Raw genomic sequence first — 14705 nt, forward strand, 5'->3', positions numbered from 1 at the left:
TCGCCCGATGATCAAGGCTCAGCTCCGGCAGATCTGGCGAGGATTGCTGGCCAATGCCCTTGCGCCTGCAGAATCAGTTCGCAGAGTTCGCGCACCGCGCCACGTCCACCGCGCTGTGCGCTCTGCCAGTGTACCCGGCAACCGACCTCCGGGTGCGCGTCGGCCGGAGCCGTCGCCAGGCCGACGCGGGTGAGAATGGGCAGATCGATCAGATCGTCCCCCATATAGGCCACAACGGCATCATCCAGGCCAAGGGCGATTTTCAGTTCGGTGTAGGCCAGGTTTTTATCCGAACAGCCCTGGTAAATCCGCTTGATGCCCAGATCATGAGCGCGATAGGCGGCCGTCGGAGAGTAGCGTGCCGTTATGACGGCAACCTCGATGTGACATTCCTGCAAGAGTTTGATGCCGTAACCATCCCGCACATGAAAGGCCTTGCTTTCCCTGCCGTCATCGTCAAAAAACAGGCGGCCGTCCGTCAATACGCCATCCACATCGAGCATCAGCAGACGAACCTGCGCGGCGCGTTGCGACAATGCCGCATCCGGCAACATGCAGGTGTTCACACGATACCTGCGCGCAGCAAATCGTGCATATTCAGGGCGCCGATCAGCCGTGCCCCGCTATCAGTGACCAGCAGTGCGCCGATGCGATGATGTTCCATCAGTGCAAGGGCCTCGGCAGCAAGGGCTCCGGCGGCGATCGTGGCCGGTTGGGCATGCGCCAGCGCGGCCATGGGCTGCTCCCAAAGATTCTGACGCTGGGCAAAGGCGCGACGCAAATCGCCATCGGTAAAAATTCCTACCACTCGGTCTTCGGCATCGACCACCGCTGTCATTCCCAGCCCCTTGCTGCTGATTTCCAGGATCGCATCCTGCAACGGTGTCTCCAGCCCCACACGAGGTATTGCATCACCCCGGTGCATAACGTCCTGAACCCGCAGCAACAGGCGTTTGCCGAGGCTGCCGCCAGGATGGGACAGGGCAAAGTCGTCCGCCGAAAAGCCACGGGCCTGCAGGATCGCCATGGCCAGGGCATCACCCATGGCCAGGCTTGCCGTGGTCGAGGCCGTCGGTGCCAGATTGAGGGGGCAGGCCTCCCGCGCCACACTGCAGTTGAGATGGACAGCAGCGGTTCGCGCCAGGGTAGACTGCGGATTACCGGTCATGGCAAGCAGCGGCACCGCGAGGCGCTTGACTACCGGCAGAATAGCGAGGAGTTCGGCGGTCTCTCCGGAATTGGAGAGCGCGAGCAGACAATCCTGACGAGTCAGCATACCCAGATCACCATGGCTGCCTTCGGCGGGATGCAGGAAAAGAGCGGGGCTGCCGGTACTGGCCAAGGTCGCCGCGATTTTTTTGGCGATAATCCCGGACTTGCCCATGCCACTAACGACAATGCGGCCAGAGCAGTTCAGCAGAAGTTCACATGCTCCCACGAAATCTGCGTCGAGGCGCTCCTCCAGTGCCGCCACTGCCGCAGCTTCCAGGCGCAGCACATCGCGACCGGTCATGAGCAGAGTTTCCGGCGTCACGTTCAGGGCAGGCATGAGCAATCGTCAATCCACATGGGGTGGATCCTGGCTCTGGAGGGCTTCGTAGACCGCATGGCAGTGGGGATGCGCCGCCATGACCCTGTCCACGTCTGCAAAAGAGCTGTCCTGCAGCAGTTTCCAGCATTTCTGGTTTTCGGCAGCCAGCGCATCAGGATGCCGGGCGTACCAGCCCGTGCTGTCCCGGGGAGCGGCAGCGCCACCCACCTGACCGCGCGCCCACCACAGAAGCAGGGCAAAAAGCGCAAGCGCACCGATAACGACGAATGCATAAACAATCTTCATAAATATGCTGGCTAACCTGAATGAGGTTGGATCACACTTCTTCCTGATACTGCTGGTTCAATAACCGCACAAGCAGCTCTTCGCGAGCCACCATGTCCGCCATTAATGCAGCGCTCAATGCCTCCCACACCGTCCGGAAGGCGGCAATATCTGCACCATTACTGAACTGCCCCGCGATTTCGCTGACTTTTTCCAGGGACTCCCGAGTCTGCAGGCTGGTACTCAGGGCATTCTTGATCTGTTCGCGAGGATGCGGAATCCAGCTCCGGTCACTGCCGTACGAGCGCAGTCGTTCTCCGAATTCCAGCACTCGTTTACGCAGCTTGCCCGGCAAACCGATCTGGGTACTGCGCAGCTCCCCCCAGACCGCCAGGTCCATGAGCAAACCCCACTCCCGGCGCCAGCGATGGCACAACCCGGCATCCAGATGAACCGCAGCCTGCACTGCCGCCGGGTCAAAGTCCACCGGGGACCTCTGCGCAATCACGCTCAGCTATCCGCAACCGCTCCGGTGTGCCGACATCCGTCCACTTTCCCTGATACAAACTTCCCTCCACCAGACCCGCCGCAATCCACCGCCGCAGCCAAGGCGCCAGAGGGGCCGGCTGCTCGGGAAACTCCCGAAACAGCTCTGGGTCGAGACGGGCGATACCCGCGTAAGTATGACGCTCTTCGCCCGCCAAAGCCACCACGCTGGCGGACAACGCAAAATCTCCCTGCGGGTGCTGGACCGGGTTGGGCACCAGCACCAGATGCGCACGCGCGGAAGAAGGCTGACAGAGACGGGTCCAGGGAAAGTCCGTGCAAATATCACCGTTCACCAGCAAAAAAGGCGCGTCCCCCAATAAAGGCAAGGCACGGACAATGGCACCCCCCGTCTCCAGACGGCCCCCGCGCTCGTCGCTGTAATGGATCCGCAGTCCCCGCCAGTCCGTACCCAGAGCTTGCATGATGGCGTCGCCCAGATAACCGACGTTAATGATAACATCCTGAATGCCGGCCTCAAGCAATGACTCCAGGTGACGCACGATGAGCGGCTTACCCGCAACTTCCAGCAGGGGCTTGGGGACATGATCGGTGAGAGGCCGGAGCCGCTCACCCCGACCTGCGGCCAGTATCATCGCACGGGTGATGGGGGCTGCCATGGGGCGAAAATCTCCTGATAAGACCGCAACTGTGGGTCGGCGTCCAAGGCATCCATGACATAGGTCCAGAATCGCGGCAGGAAATCGAGATAACCCGATTTCCCGTCGCGGTACGCGAGGCGGCAGAAAATGCCGAGAATCTTCAGATTGCGCTGGAGCGCCATGCGCCGGACACTGAGCAGAAAGTCGGCCGGCGATGGCAAGGCGGCGCCATGCCGAAACATCGCCGCCAGAAAATCCAGTGACCAGGCATCCCGTCGCGCCCGTCCCCAGTCCCAGTAGCGATCCCAGAGCAGGGAGGCCAGGTCGTATGTCCACGGCCCGCGCACGGCATCCTGAAAATCGATCATGGCCAGCAACCCCGTGTCCTCCCGAACCATGAGATTGCGCGCGTGAAAATCCCGGTGGACCCAGACCTGCGGCTGCGCGGCTGCGCTCTCCCGCAATACGGCAAAAAGTGCCTGCAGAAAATCTGCCTGCGACCGGTCCAGAATCATGCCAAGATGCCTGCCCAGATACCAGTCCGTAAACAGGGTCGATTCGTCCTTCATACGGGCAGTCGAAAACGACGGCAATGGGGGCAGCGCCACCCGTCCCTGCCCGGCCCGCTGCAAACGGAGAATCAGGGCCATCGCCCGCTGCATCCACCGATCCGCATCCCCGCCCGCATCCAGGAGCGCCCTGAGATCGGTTTTGCCCAGATCTTCCAACAGCACAAAGCCGGGGTCTGTCCGGGCGGCCAACACCCTGGGCACCGGCAGGTTCGCGCGGGAGAATCGATGCTGTACCCGCAAAAAAGGCAGGATATCTTCGGGCGGCGGGGCGTACATGAAGATCAGACCCCGCGGCAGACGCCAGTAACGCCGCCCGCTGGCGTCGCCGGGGATGGCACACGCGGGCCCAGCCGCCCCCTGCCGGGCAAGCCAGTGTGCGGCGGCAGGGGGAAGGGTATCCCCGGTCACCGCGCGGTGAACATCCGATGCAAGGAAAGATTGCGACATAAAAGCATTCTGTGCGATTTTAAGCCCCTATGAAAAGAGCCCTGTACAATACCAAAAAATCCCGGCCCCGCCCCGGGAGACGCCCCCATCTCCCGCCCGGCATGGGCATGGCGCTGCTGGGCGCCCTGCTGCTGCCAGGAATGGCCATGGCCGCAGCCGTGGAGAGCCCGGTCACGCTCTACGCGGATCAGGTGCAGGGCCTGGGTAGCGGCCATTGGACAGCCACGGGTCATGTCGAAGTGCTCTATGGCGATCGCCGGATCTATGCCGATACCGTGCGCTATGACCAGACACGCGATGAGATCACCGCTGACGGCCACGTGCGTATGATCAGCCCCGGTCTGGAAACCGACGCCCCCAGGGCCACGATTCACCTCCAGGCTAACGAGGGAGTGATCGTCCATCCCCGCTATCTGCTCGAAGCACAGCAGGGTCATGGCCACGCCGAGAGCGGCAGGGAATTGAGCAAAGACCACTATCAGCTCAACGAAGCCTGCTATACCACCTGTCATGGTCAAAAACCGGCCTGGCAGCTCCGGAGCAGTCAGATCAATCTGAACCAGAATGACAACTACGTCTCCACCCGCAACACCACCCTCGACGTCTTTGGACTGCCGGTATTCTGGATGCCCTACCTGAGTTTCCCGCTCAAGCGGCACTCCGGATTCCTGGCCCCCAGTGTGGGCAGCTCTACCGTCAATGGCTTCTATCTCGGCATCCCTTACTATTTCGATATCGCCCGCAACCTGGATGACACGCTCACCGTCAACTATTTCACCAAGCGTGGCGTCATGCTGCAGAATGAATTCCGCTATCTGGAACCGAATTACAGCGGCAAGCTCTACCTGGATCTGCTCCCCTCCGATCAGTTGACCCACAGGAATGTCTGGGCGATCTCCTGGCAGCATAACCAGAATCTGGGCGACGGATTCAGCTTCAACGCCGATTACAACCACGTCAGTTACAAAAATTTCCTTTCGGATTTTGGTGGCGCGGCAGGTTTCGGCAGCAGTTTCGTGGGTGGCATAGGCAACGCGCCCTATATTTCCTCCTCGGGCGGACTCTACTACAACGACGCGCACATCAGTGCGGGCGCTACCCTGCAAGGCTACCAGGAACTCGCGCCCGGCGGCGCTGCACCCTACTCCCAGCTCCCGCGCTTGTTTGCCGATGGCTATTGGCGCGTAGGACGCAATGGTTATTTCGACTGGCACAGCAGCTTCAATTATTTCTCGGCTTCTACGGGCCCCACTGGCCAACGCCTCGACCTCACCCCCACCCTTGGCTGGCGCTTCAGCCGTGGCTGGGGCTTCCTGGAACCACGGGCCCGGCTCTACTACAGTCACTATCAGATTCAGCACAATGCGCCCTACGCGCGCGCCGTCAATCGCACCCTGCCGTCGCTCAGCCTCAAGGGCGGCCTCAATTTTGTCCGTTATGGCAGCAACGGCAGTACGGCATTGCTGCAACCCCTGTTCAAATACACCTACATTCCGCTGCAGTCACAGAGTAACATCCCCATTTTCGATGCCAGTCAGCCCTACCAGGATTTCCCGATGATTTTTGAGGATAACAGCCTCTATACCGGCGCCGACCGCATCAATGCCGCCAACCAGGTGGCGTTGGGACTGCGCGGCACCTGGCTCACCCCCAGTGGCCGCCAGCTCTGGCAGGCCGCCGTCGGCCAGATTCGCTACTTCAACCATCGCCAGATCAACCTCGCCGGAGATATCGTCCCCCAGAATCAGCAGTCCAACTATTTTTTGGAAGGACAGTACGCGCCCCTTCCAGACATCAACCTTATCGCCAATTCACAGACCAACGCCCTCTGGAGCCACCTCGAGCGGCTCAACCTGCGTGCCCAGTGGCTGCCCGGTCCGCAGCGCGTCATCAACCTCGATTATCGTTTCACCCGTGGTTTCGTGGATCAGACCGGCATTTCCGGAGCCTGGCCCATCTATCAGCGCTGGCAGGCGCTCGCCAGTTATCAGTACGATGTCACCGACCGCAAGCCTCTGGAGGAGCTCGTGGGGATCGGCTATGATGGCGGCTGCTGGGCGGCCCATATGATGGTTTATCATCAGATCCTTCTTGGCGGGCAGTCCAATAACGCGGTTTATCTGGAGATTGTGTTGCGTGGCCTGACCAGCCTCGGCAACGCCTCAAACGCTTTGCTCAGCCAGTATGTGCCGGGCGCCAGCATGGAGTTTTGATGTCCCTCAAACGCCGTCCTATCCTACTCGCCCTGGGTATCGCCCTGGGGGCCGCTCCGGTTCTGGCCTGGGCGACCACACCTTTTCTCAACCGCGACACGCTGCTGCCGGCCACGCCGGCGATGTCGCCCCTTACGACAACCCATACCTATTCGGAACGCTCTGCGGAAGCACCGGCGGTGGCACCGCTCCCCCAGAACACCCAGAATCTGGACAAGGTCGTTGCGGTGGTGAACGACAATATCATCACCTCCATGCAACTGGAGCAACGGGTTGGCGCCGTACGGGCCCGCCTGCAGACACAAAACCCAAACGCCATGCCCCCCGAAGACATCCTGCGCCGCCAGGTGCTGCAGCAGATGATCCTCCAGGATATCGAACTGCAGATTGCGCACCGCGCCGGAATCAAGGTGGACAAGGCCACGCTGGATCAGGCCATCAGCAACCTCGCCCAGGCCAACCACCTCACCCCTGACCAGTTACGCCAGGCGCTGGCCAACCAGGGACAGTCGTGGGAGCGCTTCACCCATGACCTCGAGGATCGCATTCTTGTAGATCGCCTCATGCAGCAGGAAGTGGAGAACCGGGTCCACATAGGACCCGATGAGGTGAAAACCTTCGCGCAACAGCTCAAGGAAATGGGTGGCGTGAGTTTCGACCTGCAGCAGATATTCATCCCGTTGCCGGACAACCCGACGCCGGACGCCGTTGGCGCAGCACGGCGTGATGCCGAACAGGCGCGCGATCATGTGCTGGCGGGCGAGAGATTTGGGCGCGTTGCCACACAGGTCAGCAGCGGCCGCGATGCCCTGCAAGGCGGCCGCCTCGGCTGGATCAAGGCGGGCGAACTGCCTCCGGCAGTGGCCCAGACACTCCTCCAGTTGAAGGTGGGCGAAATCAGTCCCGTCATCCCCGGACCCACCGGCTTTCATATTTTCAAGTTGCTGGATGTCAAACACGGTCAGCCGACGGTCACCGAGGTCAAGACCGCCATGATCGTCCTGCGTGCCGGCAACAGCCTGCAACTGCAGGAAGCCGAGGCGCGCGCTCAGGATATCCAGCAGGCATTGCAAAGCGGTACCCGCTTCTCTGAACTCGCGCGTAGCTATAGCCAGGACCCGCGCACCGCCGCCAACGGCGGCGAAATGGGCTGGGTCGCTCCCGGGCAGTTGCCGGACAGTCTTGAACGCACCCTGCTCACCCTGCAACCCGGCGGAGTCAGCAGCCCCATCCGCGTAGGGAATGCGATTTATATTCTGCACTCCCAGGCTCAGCGCCAGCAGGCGGTTGAAGAGAAACAGATCATGGCGGCCGCGCGTATGCAACTCTACAACCGCATCGTCCACGAGCGCATGGACGAGTGGCAGCGCCGCATCCGCGACGGAGCCTATGTCGAGGTACTCGAGCCCGGCCTGCGCAGCAGCGATGCCTGAGCCTTTCGGCGAATTACAGCCGGCGGTGACGGGCTGCGCCCACTTCGCGCCGACCTGGACCCTGTTTTACAAGGAATCGCTGCGCTTCAGCAAGGTCTGGCTGCAAACCATCGCCGCGCCCCTGATTACCACCATCCTCTACCTGGTGGTTTTCGGGAACGCCCTGGGCGGTCGCGTTTCCGTCTATCCGGGGGTCAGCTACACGGCGTTCATCGTCCCCGGCCTGATGATGATGTCGGTCCTGCAAAATGCCTTCGCCAACAGTTCTTCCAGCCTGATCCAGTCCAAGGTGACGGGCAATATCGTTTTTCTGCTGCTCAGTCCGCTCAGCCCCACCGAGATTTTCGTGGCCATGGTTGCCGCATCGGTGCTGCGGGGGGCATTGGTAGGTCTGGCTATTTTGGCCCTGGCGTTGATCTTCCTGCACATTCCATTGCTGCACCCCTTGTGGATCATCCTGTTTACTCTCCTGGGCGCTAGCGGTATGGGCGCGCTGGGTCTGGTCGCCGGGCTCTGGGCAGAAAAATTTGATCAGATTGCCGGTTTTCAGAATTTTGTCATCATGCCGCTGACCTTTCTCGCCGGGGTATTTTACTCGGTACAGTCCCTGCCCGGCGCATGGCGGCAGCTATCCCTGTTCAACCCGTTTTTTTATATCATCGATGGGTTTCGCTATGGTTTTTTTGCAGATTCCGACGTGAGCGTCTGGGCCTGCCTGGGCGTCGGCATCGCCTTCGCGGGCGGGACCGGTCTCCTTGCCTGGCGCCTGCTGGCGCGTGGTTACAAATTGCGCCAGTAGGCGCCCTTGAATGCCGTCCGCCCTGCGTGGCATGGCCGGGCGAAGTGGCCACATCACACGGCGGCTTTTTTACGTTACACTACACCTCATGAACCCCGATACGATCAAATCACTCATTCAGCAGCGGCTTCCCGATGCGCTTGTCGAAGTTCTGGGAGAGGACGGCACGCACTTCGAGGCGCTGATCGTTTCCCCGGCTTTTGTCGGGCTTTCCCTCATCAAGCAGCATCAAATGGTTTATGATGCGCTGGGCGACCGTATGCGCGAGGAAATTCACGCCCTCTCGCTGCGCACCCTGACTCCCGAGCAGGCACAACAGCTCCGTCACCCGGCAGCCCATTAGCCGCACTCCCCCTAATTCAGCGAGGATAACCATGGCAACGATTCAGGAACTTATTCAGGAACAGGTCCAGAAGCACCCGATAGTGCTTTACATGAAGGGCAGCCCGCGAGCACCGCAATGCGGTTTCTCTGCCCGTGCGGTGCAACTGCTGCAGCAGTCAGGTGTCAAGGAGCTCTTTACGGTGGACGTGCTGGCCGACCCGCAGATTCGCGACGGCATCAAGCAGTATTCCAACTGGCCGACCATTCCTCAGCTCTACATTCAGGGTGAGTTTGTCGGTGGCTCGGACATCATGTCCGATCTCTATCAGCAGGGCGAATTGCAGAAACTGGTCAGCAGCGCCCAAGCTGCCAGCGCGGGCTGATTCTGGCCCATGGATAAGCTGCTGCTGCGTGGCAATGGCCCCCTGCGTGGTGAGTTGCGGATTTCCGGGGCCAAAAACGCGGCCTTGCCCTGTCTCGCTGCCACCCTGCTGGCGCGGGAGCCGGTGCGGCTGTGCAATATTCCGCATCTGCGGGACATCACCACGACCCTGGAGTTGTTGAGCACGCTCGGTGCAAGGGTACTGGTGGACGGCCAGCTCGGGATCGAAGTCGATCCACGCCCGGTACATTCGGTGGTCGCTCCTTATGAACTGGTGAAGACCATGCGGGCCTCGATACTGGTTCTCGGGCCATTGCTGGCCCGACACGGATCGGCAGAAGTGAGCCTGCCCGGTGGCTGTGCCATCGGCAGCCGCCCGGTGAGTGTCCATCTCAGCGGCCTGCAGGCGTTGGGTGCCGAAATCACCGTAGAGGACGGTTTCGTTAAAGCGCAGGCAGCACGCCTGCGCGGCACGCGCATCGTTATGGAGATGGTCTCCGTCACCGGTACGGAAAACCTGCTCATGGCAGCCACCCTCGCCGAGGGGCGCACCATCCTGGAAAATGCCGCCCGCGAACCGGAAATCGTCGATCTCGCCCGTTGTCTGTCCGCCATGGGTGCGCGCATTTCCGGGGCCGGAACGTCGGTCATCGAGATCGAGGGCGTGGCGGAGCTGCATGGCGCCGAACACAGTGTTGTGCCCGACCGCATCGAGACCGGTACGTACCTGGTGGCTGCGGCCATGACTGGCGGCGACATCTGCCTCAAACGCACCGACGCGGGCCTGCTGGAGAGCGTCCTCCTCAAACTGAAGGAAGCAGGGGCCGAGGTCACGACCGGGGCAGACACGATCCGCATCCGCATGAAACGGCGGCCACGGGCAGTGGATGTCCGCACTGCGCCCTTTCCGGCCTTCCCCACGGACATGCAGGCGCAGTTCATGGCGATGAACTGCATTGCCGAAGGGAGCAGCGTCGTCACCGAAACCATCTTCGAGAATCGCTTCATGCACGTTTCCGAGTTGCAACGGCTGGGTGCCGACATCAATGCCGATGGCAAAACCGCCGTGGTGCGGGGGGTACAGCGTTTGCGCGGCGCCCCCGTGATGGCAACCGATCTGCGGGCATCGGCGTCGCTGGTCCTGGCCGGTCTGGTGGCGGAGGGCGAAACCCTCATCGACCGCATCTATCATCTGGATCGTGGCTACGAGGTCATCGAAGAGAAGCTCAGCGCCCTCGGTGCAGATATCCGCCGGATAAGCAACACCAGGAGTGTCGCATGAGTACAGGCATTACCATTGCGCTGTCCAAGGGACGGATTCTGCAGGAAGCCATTCCCCTCTTTGCGGGTGCCGGCATCCATCTGGCGGAAGATCCTGAAGAATCCCGCAAGCTGATCATCCCCAGCACCGATCCCACCGTGCGCTTTCTGGTGATCCGCGCCAGCGATGTGCCCACCTATGTGACCTGGGGCGCTGCCGACGTGGGTATCGCCGGTAAGGATGTGCTGCTGGAGCAGGAGGGCCTGGACCTTTACGAGCCCCTGGACCTGCGCATAGGAATCTGCCACATGGCGGTGGCCGAACCAGCCGCAATGGCCGCCGATGACGCGCCGCAAAGCTGGGAGCGGGTGCGTATCGCCACCAAATATCCGCACATCACCCGCCATTATTTCCACAGTCGCGGCGTGCAGACGGAAATCATCAAGCTGTACGGCAGCATGGAACTGGCTCCTCTGGTCGGATTGGCGGATCGTATCGTAGACTTGGTATCCAGCGGCCGAACGCTCAAGGAAAACGGGCTGGTGGAAGTGGAGGAAATCATGCCTATTTCCAGCCGTCTGGTGGTCAATCGCGCCGCCATGAAACTCAAACGCCGCGCCATCGAAACCCTCATCCGCCAACTGGAGGCGCAAGTCACGCCATGAACCGTCTGGACACCAGCGACCCTGATTTCGCCCAGCAGTTTCACGCGCTGCATGATTGGGATGCCAACCTCGATCCGCAGATCGAAGTGCGGGTACGAGAGATCGTCACCACCGTCCGTGATCGGGGCGATGCGGCGCTACGCGAGTACACGGAGCGCTTTGATGGGGTGACGACGGCTTCCGCCGCTGAGCTGGAGATCCCCCGCAGTGCCTGGGATGCGGCGCTCCACGGTCTGGAGCCCACCCAGCGAGTTGCCCTGGAAGAGGCGGCGCAACGTATCCGCAGTTACCACGAGCACCAGCGCAGTGTAGGCTGGACCTTTACCGAGGCCGACGGCACGATGCTCGGACAGCGCATCCTGCCCTTGGCCCGGGTGGGGATTTACGTACCCGGCGGCAAGGCGGCTTATCCCAGCTCCGTGCTGATGAATGCCATTCCCGCGCACGTGGCGGGCGTGAAGGAAATCATCATGACCGTACCCACCCCGCAGGGGCAGGTGAATCCCTGGGTGCTGGCCGCAGCCGCCATTGCCGGGGTGGACCGGGTGTTCTGTATCGGCGGTGCGCAGGCAGTGGCGGCGCTCGCCTACGGTACGGAGAGCGTCCCCGCGGTAGACAAGATTGTCGGCCCCGGCAATATCTATGTGGCTACCGCCAAGCGCATGGTCTTTGGCCGGGTAGGCATCGATATGATTGCCGGACCCAGCGAAATCCTCGTGATCAGCGATGGCTCGGCACCGGCGGAATGGTTGGCCTGGGACCTGCTCTCACAGGCGGAGCATGATGAGATTGCCCAGAGTATTTTCATCAGTTGGGACGATGCCCACATCGAGTCGGTGGTGAACGCGGTGGATGCCGCCCTCGATGTGCTCGATCGCGCACCCATCGCCCGCAAGAGCTGGGCAGACCGGGGGGCGGTGATTCGTGTGCGGGACCGTGCCGAGGCCTGCGCCATTGCCGACCGTATCGCGCCGGAACATCTGGAACTAGCGGTGCAGAATCCCGAAGACTGGCTGGCGGACATTCACAATGCCGGGGCCATCTTCATGGGCATCCATAGTTGTGAGGCCCTCGGCGACTATGTGGCCGGCCCCAACCATGTGCTGCCCACGGGGGGCAGCGCACGTTTTTCCTCGCCCCTCGGCGTCTATGATTTCGTCAAGCGGAGCAGCCTCATTCACAGCAGCCCCGCCGGCGCCGCGCGACTGGGACAGATCGCCGAACGTCTCGCCCTGGGCGAGGGCCTGACCGCCCATGCCCGTTCAGCAGCCTGCCGCATCCCCGAAGCCGGATCATGAGCGACAGCGCTACGACCGCCCTGATGCAGGGCCTGCTCCGCCCGGAATTGCTGGCCAGCAAGGCCTATGCGGTGGCAGACGGCGAGGGGCTCATCAAACTGGATGCCATGGAGAACCCCTATGGCTTACCGGCGGCCTTGCGTGAGCAATGGCTGGAGAGCCTGACCGACGCGCCCCTCAATCGCTATCCCGACGCACACCCGACCCTCCTCATGGAGGGGCTCAAGGCCCACATCGGCCTGCCTGCCGGAATAGAACTCATGCTCGGTAACGGCTCCGATGAGCTGATCCAGATTCTGGTGACCGCAGTAGCAGGCAGCCGACGCCCCATCATGGCGGTAGACCCCAGTTTCGTCATGTACCGGCTGCTGGCGCAGCAGCTTGGTCTGCCTTTTGTGGGTATTCCCCTGGATGCGGACTTCCAGCTCGACCTTCCGGCCATGCTGGCGGCCATCGCCGCGCAACAACCCGCCATCATTTTTCTCGACTGGCCCAACAATCCCAGTGGCAGCCTTTTCCCCGAGACCGATCTGGAGGCCATTGTCGCTGCAGCGCCGGGCCTGGTGGTGGTGGATGAGGCCTATCACGCCTTCAGTCAGAAGACCTTTGCCGATCACCTGGGACGCACCCCCAACCTCCTCTTGCTGCGCACCATGTCCAAGGAGGGGCTGGCGGGGATGCGGCTGGGAATGCTGGCGGGGCCCGCCGCATGGATTCAGGAACTGGACAAGCTGCGCCTGCCTTACAATATCAATGTACTCACCCAGCGCAGCGCGTCCTTCTACCTGCGTCACACCGAAGTACTGAATGCCCAGGCCGAAATTCTGCGTGTCGAGAGGGAACGGCTCTTCAAGGCCATCCGTGCCTGCGGCCTTTCGGTCTGGCCCAGCGCCGCCAATTTCCTGCTCTTTCATGCCCCGGGGCGGGCAGCGGTGCTGTTCTCAGGCCTGCGCGCGGGTGGAGTGCTCATCAAAGCCTTTACAGGCCACCCCCGCCTCGGCGAATATCTACGGGTCAGTGTCGGCACTCCCGCTGAAAATGACCGCTTTCTGGCCGTATTGGAGTCCTTACTGTGAATCCGCGCCAAGCCGAGGTGGAAAGAAACACCCTCGAAACCCAGATCCGTGTCACCCTGAATCTCGATGGTTCCGGGCAGGCCGACCTGCACACCGGATTACCCTTTCTTGACCACATGATCCACCAGATCGTCCGTCATGGTCTTTTCGACATGCACATTCAGGCTCAGGGCGATCTCGATATCGACGCTCACCACACGGTAGAAGACATCGGCATCGCCCTCGGTCAGGCCTTTGCCCGCGCCGTGGGGGACAAGGCCGGCATCCAGCGCTATGGCCATGCCTACGTGCCCCTTGACGAGGCGTTGTCGCGGGTGGTGGTGGACCTTTCCGGTCGTCCCGGACTGATCTTCGCGGTCGAATTCCCACGCGCCCAGGTCGGGGACTTTGATGTCGATCTCTTTCATGAGTTTTTCCAGGGCTTCGTCAACCACGCTCAGGTAACCCTGCATCTGGATACCCTGCGCGGCAGCAATACCCACCACATCGCCGAGACCCTCTTCAAGGCCTGTGGACGTGCCCTGCGCATGGCGGTCGCCCCTGACCCGCGCATGGCGGGCGCCGTGCCCAGCACCAAAGGCACCCTGACCCTATGAGCGCAGCGGCGACACGCGTCGGTATCGTCGACTACGGTATGGGCAACCTCTACTCGGTGGCCAAGGCCGTAGAGCATCTGGGCGGCAAACCGATCGTCAGCGGCCGGGGCAGCGAACTGGCCGCTACGGACCGCATCATCTTCCCGGGCGTCGGCGCCTTCGGTGACTGCATGGCGGCGCTGGAGGCGCGGGAGCTCGGCGACTTCATCCGCACCGCCGCGCAGACCCGGCCATTTCTCGGCATCTGCCTCGGGATGCAGATGCTCATGGACAGCAGTACGGAGCATGGCGAACATGCCGGACTCGGTCTGCTGCCGGGGCGGGTGATTGCTTTCCCGGAAGAGGCTCTGCGTACGGCCGACGGCCGACGCCTGAAGATCCCACACATGGGCTGGAATGAACTGCATCAACAGATGCAACATCCGCTGTTTGCCGGCGTTCCCCAGAACGCCTGGTTTTATTTCGTCCACTCCTTCTACGTGGAGCCCTCTGCCCCCGGCATACTCGCGGCCTCCAGCGATTATGTCCTTCCTTTCTGTGCGGCGGTCGCTGCGGACAACCTTTTCGCCCTGCAATGCCATCCGGAAAAGAGTGGCATAGCGGGTCTGCGCCTGATCGGGAATTTTCTCGACTGGGATGGCGATCGCGGAGCCGACCATGCCATTTAAACCCGTT

General features: G+C 61.7%; 17 protein-coding genes. 11 read left to right on the top strand and 6 right to left on the bottom strand.

Going from position 1 to position 14705, the window contains the following annotated elements:
• Positions 1–11: 11 nt before the first annotated feature.
• From AFE_RS13880 to AFE_RS13905, 6 genes are read right to left on the bottom strand one after another with little or no spacing between them, the layout of a single operon-like run.
• Positions 12–554 (bottom strand): KdsC family phosphatase, encoded by a 543-nt coding sequence (locus AFE_RS13880; protein ID WP_012537555.1) that lies wholly within the window; start codon positions 552–554, stop codon positions 12–14.
• A gap of 8 nt (positions 555–562) precedes the next feature.
• On the bottom strand, positions 563–1549 hold the full coding sequence (locus tag AFE_RS13885; RefSeq protein WP_012537556.1) for a KpsF/GutQ family sugar-phosphate isomerase: 987 nt from the start codon (positions 1547–1549) through the stop codon (positions 563–565).
• A gap of 9 nt (positions 1550–1558) precedes the next feature.
• Positions 1559–1837: a hypothetical protein gene (locus AFE_RS13890; RefSeq protein ID WP_012537557.1), complete on the bottom strand. Its 279-nt coding sequence runs from the start codon at positions 1835–1837 to the stop codon at positions 1559–1561.
• Positions 1838–1868: 31 nt separating this feature from the next.
• Positions 1869–2324: a hypothetical protein gene (locus tag AFE_RS13895; protein ID WP_229129747.1), complete on the bottom strand. Its 456-nt coding sequence runs from the start codon at positions 2322–2324 to the stop codon at positions 1869–1871.
• A complete protein-coding gene (gene murU / locus AFE_RS13900) occupies positions 2293–2982 on the bottom strand; it encodes an N-acetylmuramate alpha-1-phosphate uridylyltransferase MurU (RefSeq protein ID WP_012537558.1) in 690 nt (229 codons plus the stop codon). The genes AFE_RS13895 and murU overlap by 32 nt, the downstream gene beginning before the upstream one ends.
• Positions 2955–3983 (bottom strand): aminoglycoside phosphotransferase family protein, encoded by a 1029-nt coding sequence (locus AFE_RS13905; RefSeq protein ID WP_009562825.1) that lies wholly within the window; start codon positions 3981–3983, stop codon positions 2955–2957. The genes murU and AFE_RS13905 overlap by 28 nt, the downstream gene beginning before the upstream one ends.
• A gap of 29 nt (positions 3984–4012) precedes the next feature.
• Between AFE_RS13905 and AFE_RS13910 the strand changes: the two genes are divergently transcribed.
• The 11 genes from AFE_RS13910 to hisH are packed head-to-tail and all read left to right on the top strand — an operon-like array spanning position 4013 to position 14698.
• Entirely contained in the window at positions 4013–6196 is a 2184-nt protein-coding gene (locus AFE_RS13910) for an LPS-assembly protein LptD (protein ID WP_009562824.1), read from the top strand.
• On the top strand, positions 6196–7629 hold the full coding sequence (locus tag AFE_RS13915; protein WP_009562823.1) for a peptidylprolyl isomerase: 1434 nt from the start codon (positions 6196–6198) through the stop codon (positions 7627–7629). The genes AFE_RS13910 and AFE_RS13915 overlap by 1 nt, the downstream gene beginning before the upstream one ends.
• Positions 7622–8428, top strand: coding sequence for an ABC transporter permease (locus AFE_RS13920; RefSeq protein WP_012537559.1), 807 nt, complete (start codon positions 7622–7624; stop codon positions 8426–8428). Before AFE_RS13915 ends, AFE_RS13920 begins: the two co-directional genes overlap by 8 nt.
• Before the next feature lie 10 nt (positions 8429–8438).
• Positions 8439–8771: a BolA family protein gene (locus AFE_RS13925; protein WP_012537560.1), complete on the top strand. Its 333-nt coding sequence runs from the start codon at positions 8439–8441 to the stop codon at positions 8769–8771.
• Between the two features lie 31 nt (positions 8772–8802).
• Entirely contained in the window at positions 8803–9135 is a 333-nt protein-coding gene (grxD, locus tag AFE_RS13930; protein ID WP_012537561.1) for a Grx4 family monothiol glutaredoxin, read from the top strand.
• Positions 9136–9144: 9 nt separating this feature from the next.
• Entirely contained in the window at positions 9145–10416 is a 1272-nt protein-coding gene (gene murA, locus AFE_RS13935; RefSeq protein ID WP_009565749.1) for a UDP-N-acetylglucosamine 1-carboxyvinyltransferase, read from the top strand.
• Complete coding sequence (gene hisG, locus AFE_RS13940; protein ID WP_012537562.1) at positions 10413–11060, top strand: ATP phosphoribosyltransferase; 648 nt, start codon at positions 10413–10415, stop codon at positions 11058–11060. Before murA ends, hisG begins: the two co-directional genes overlap by 4 nt.
• Positions 11057–12358 carry a histidinol dehydrogenase gene (gene hisD / locus AFE_RS13945; RefSeq protein ID WP_012537563.1) on the top strand — a complete coding sequence of 434 codons (1302 nt, stop codon included), beginning with the start codon at positions 11057–11059 and terminating at the stop codon, positions 12356–12358. The genes hisG and hisD overlap by 4 nt, the downstream gene beginning before the upstream one ends.
• A complete protein-coding gene (gene hisC / locus AFE_RS13950; protein ID WP_012537564.1) occupies positions 12355–13434 on the top strand; it encodes a histidinol-phosphate transaminase in 1080 nt (359 codons plus the stop codon). The genes hisD and hisC overlap by 4 nt, the downstream gene beginning before the upstream one ends.
• On the top strand, positions 13431–14030 hold the full coding sequence (gene hisB / locus AFE_RS13955) for an imidazoleglycerol-phosphate dehydratase HisB (RefSeq protein WP_012537565.1): 600 nt from the start codon (positions 13431–13433) through the stop codon (positions 14028–14030). The genes hisC and hisB overlap by 4 nt, the downstream gene beginning before the upstream one ends.
• On the top strand, positions 14027–14698 hold the full coding sequence (gene hisH, locus AFE_RS13960) for an imidazole glycerol phosphate synthase subunit HisH (protein WP_012537566.1): 672 nt from the start codon (positions 14027–14029) through the stop codon (positions 14696–14698). Before hisB ends, hisH begins: the two co-directional genes overlap by 4 nt.
• The last annotated feature ends 7 nt before the right edge of the window (positions 14699–14705 follow it).

The sequence above is a fragment of the Acidithiobacillus ferrooxidans ATCC 23270 genome (assembly GCF_000021485.1).
GTDB lineage: Bacteria > Pseudomonadota > Gammaproteobacteria > Acidithiobacillales > Acidithiobacillaceae > Acidithiobacillus > Acidithiobacillus ferrooxidans.

Excerpts from the sequence above, each read along its gene's own strand:
- AFE_RS13920 (WP_012537559.1), top strand. The coding sequence starts at position 7,622 with ATGCCTGAGCCTTTCGGCGAATTACAGCCGGCGGTGACGGGCTGCGCC.
- AFE_RS13905 (WP_009562825.1), bottom strand. The coding sequence starts at position 3,983 with ATGTCGCAATCTTTCCTTGCATCGGATGTTCACCGCGCGGTGACCGGG.
- AFE_RS13880 (WP_012537555.1), bottom strand. The coding sequence starts at position 554 with ATGTTGCCGGATGCGGCATTGTCGCAACGCGCCGCGCAGGTTCGTCTG.
- murA (WP_009565749.1), top strand. The coding sequence starts at position 9,145 with ATGGATAAGCTGCTGCTGCGTGGCAATGGCCCCCTGCGTGGTGAGTTG.
- grxD (WP_012537561.1), top strand. The coding sequence starts at position 8,803 with ATGGCAACGATTCAGGAACTTATTCAGGAACAGGTCCAGAAGCACCCG.
- hisD (WP_012537563.1), top strand. The coding sequence starts at position 11,057 with ATGAACCGTCTGGACACCAGCGACCCTGATTTCGCCCAGCAGTTTCAC.
- AFE_RS13915 (WP_009562823.1), top strand. The coding sequence starts at position 6,196 with ATGTCCCTCAAACGCCGTCCTATCCTACTCGCCCTGGGTATCGCCCTG.
- hisG (WP_012537562.1), top strand. The coding sequence starts at position 10,413 with ATGAGTACAGGCATTACCATTGCGCTGTCCAAGGGACGGATTCTGCAG.
- hisC (WP_012537564.1), top strand. The coding sequence starts at position 12,355 with ATGAGCGACAGCGCTACGACCGCCCTGATGCAGGGCCTGCTCCGCCCG.
- AFE_RS13890 (WP_012537557.1), bottom strand. The coding sequence starts at position 1,837 with ATGAAGATTGTTTATGCATTCGTCGTTATCGGTGCGCTTGCGCTTTTT.
- murU (WP_012537558.1), bottom strand. The coding sequence starts at position 2,982 with ATGGCAGCCCCCATCACCCGTGCGATGATACTGGCCGCAGGTCGGGGT.
- AFE_RS13925 (WP_012537560.1), top strand. The coding sequence starts at position 8,439 with ATGCCGTCCGCCCTGCGTGGCATGGCCGGGCGAAGTGGCCACATCACA.
- AFE_RS13885 (WP_012537556.1), bottom strand. The coding sequence starts at position 1,549 with ATGCCTGCCCTGAACGTGACGCCGGAAACTCTGCTCATGACCGGTCGC.
- hisH (WP_012537566.1), top strand. The coding sequence starts at position 14,027 with ATGAGCGCAGCGGCGACACGCGTCGGTATCGTCGACTACGGTATGGGC.
- AFE_RS13910 (WP_009562824.1), top strand. The coding sequence starts at position 4,013 with ATGAAAAGAGCCCTGTACAATACCAAAAAATCCCGGCCCCGCCCCGGG.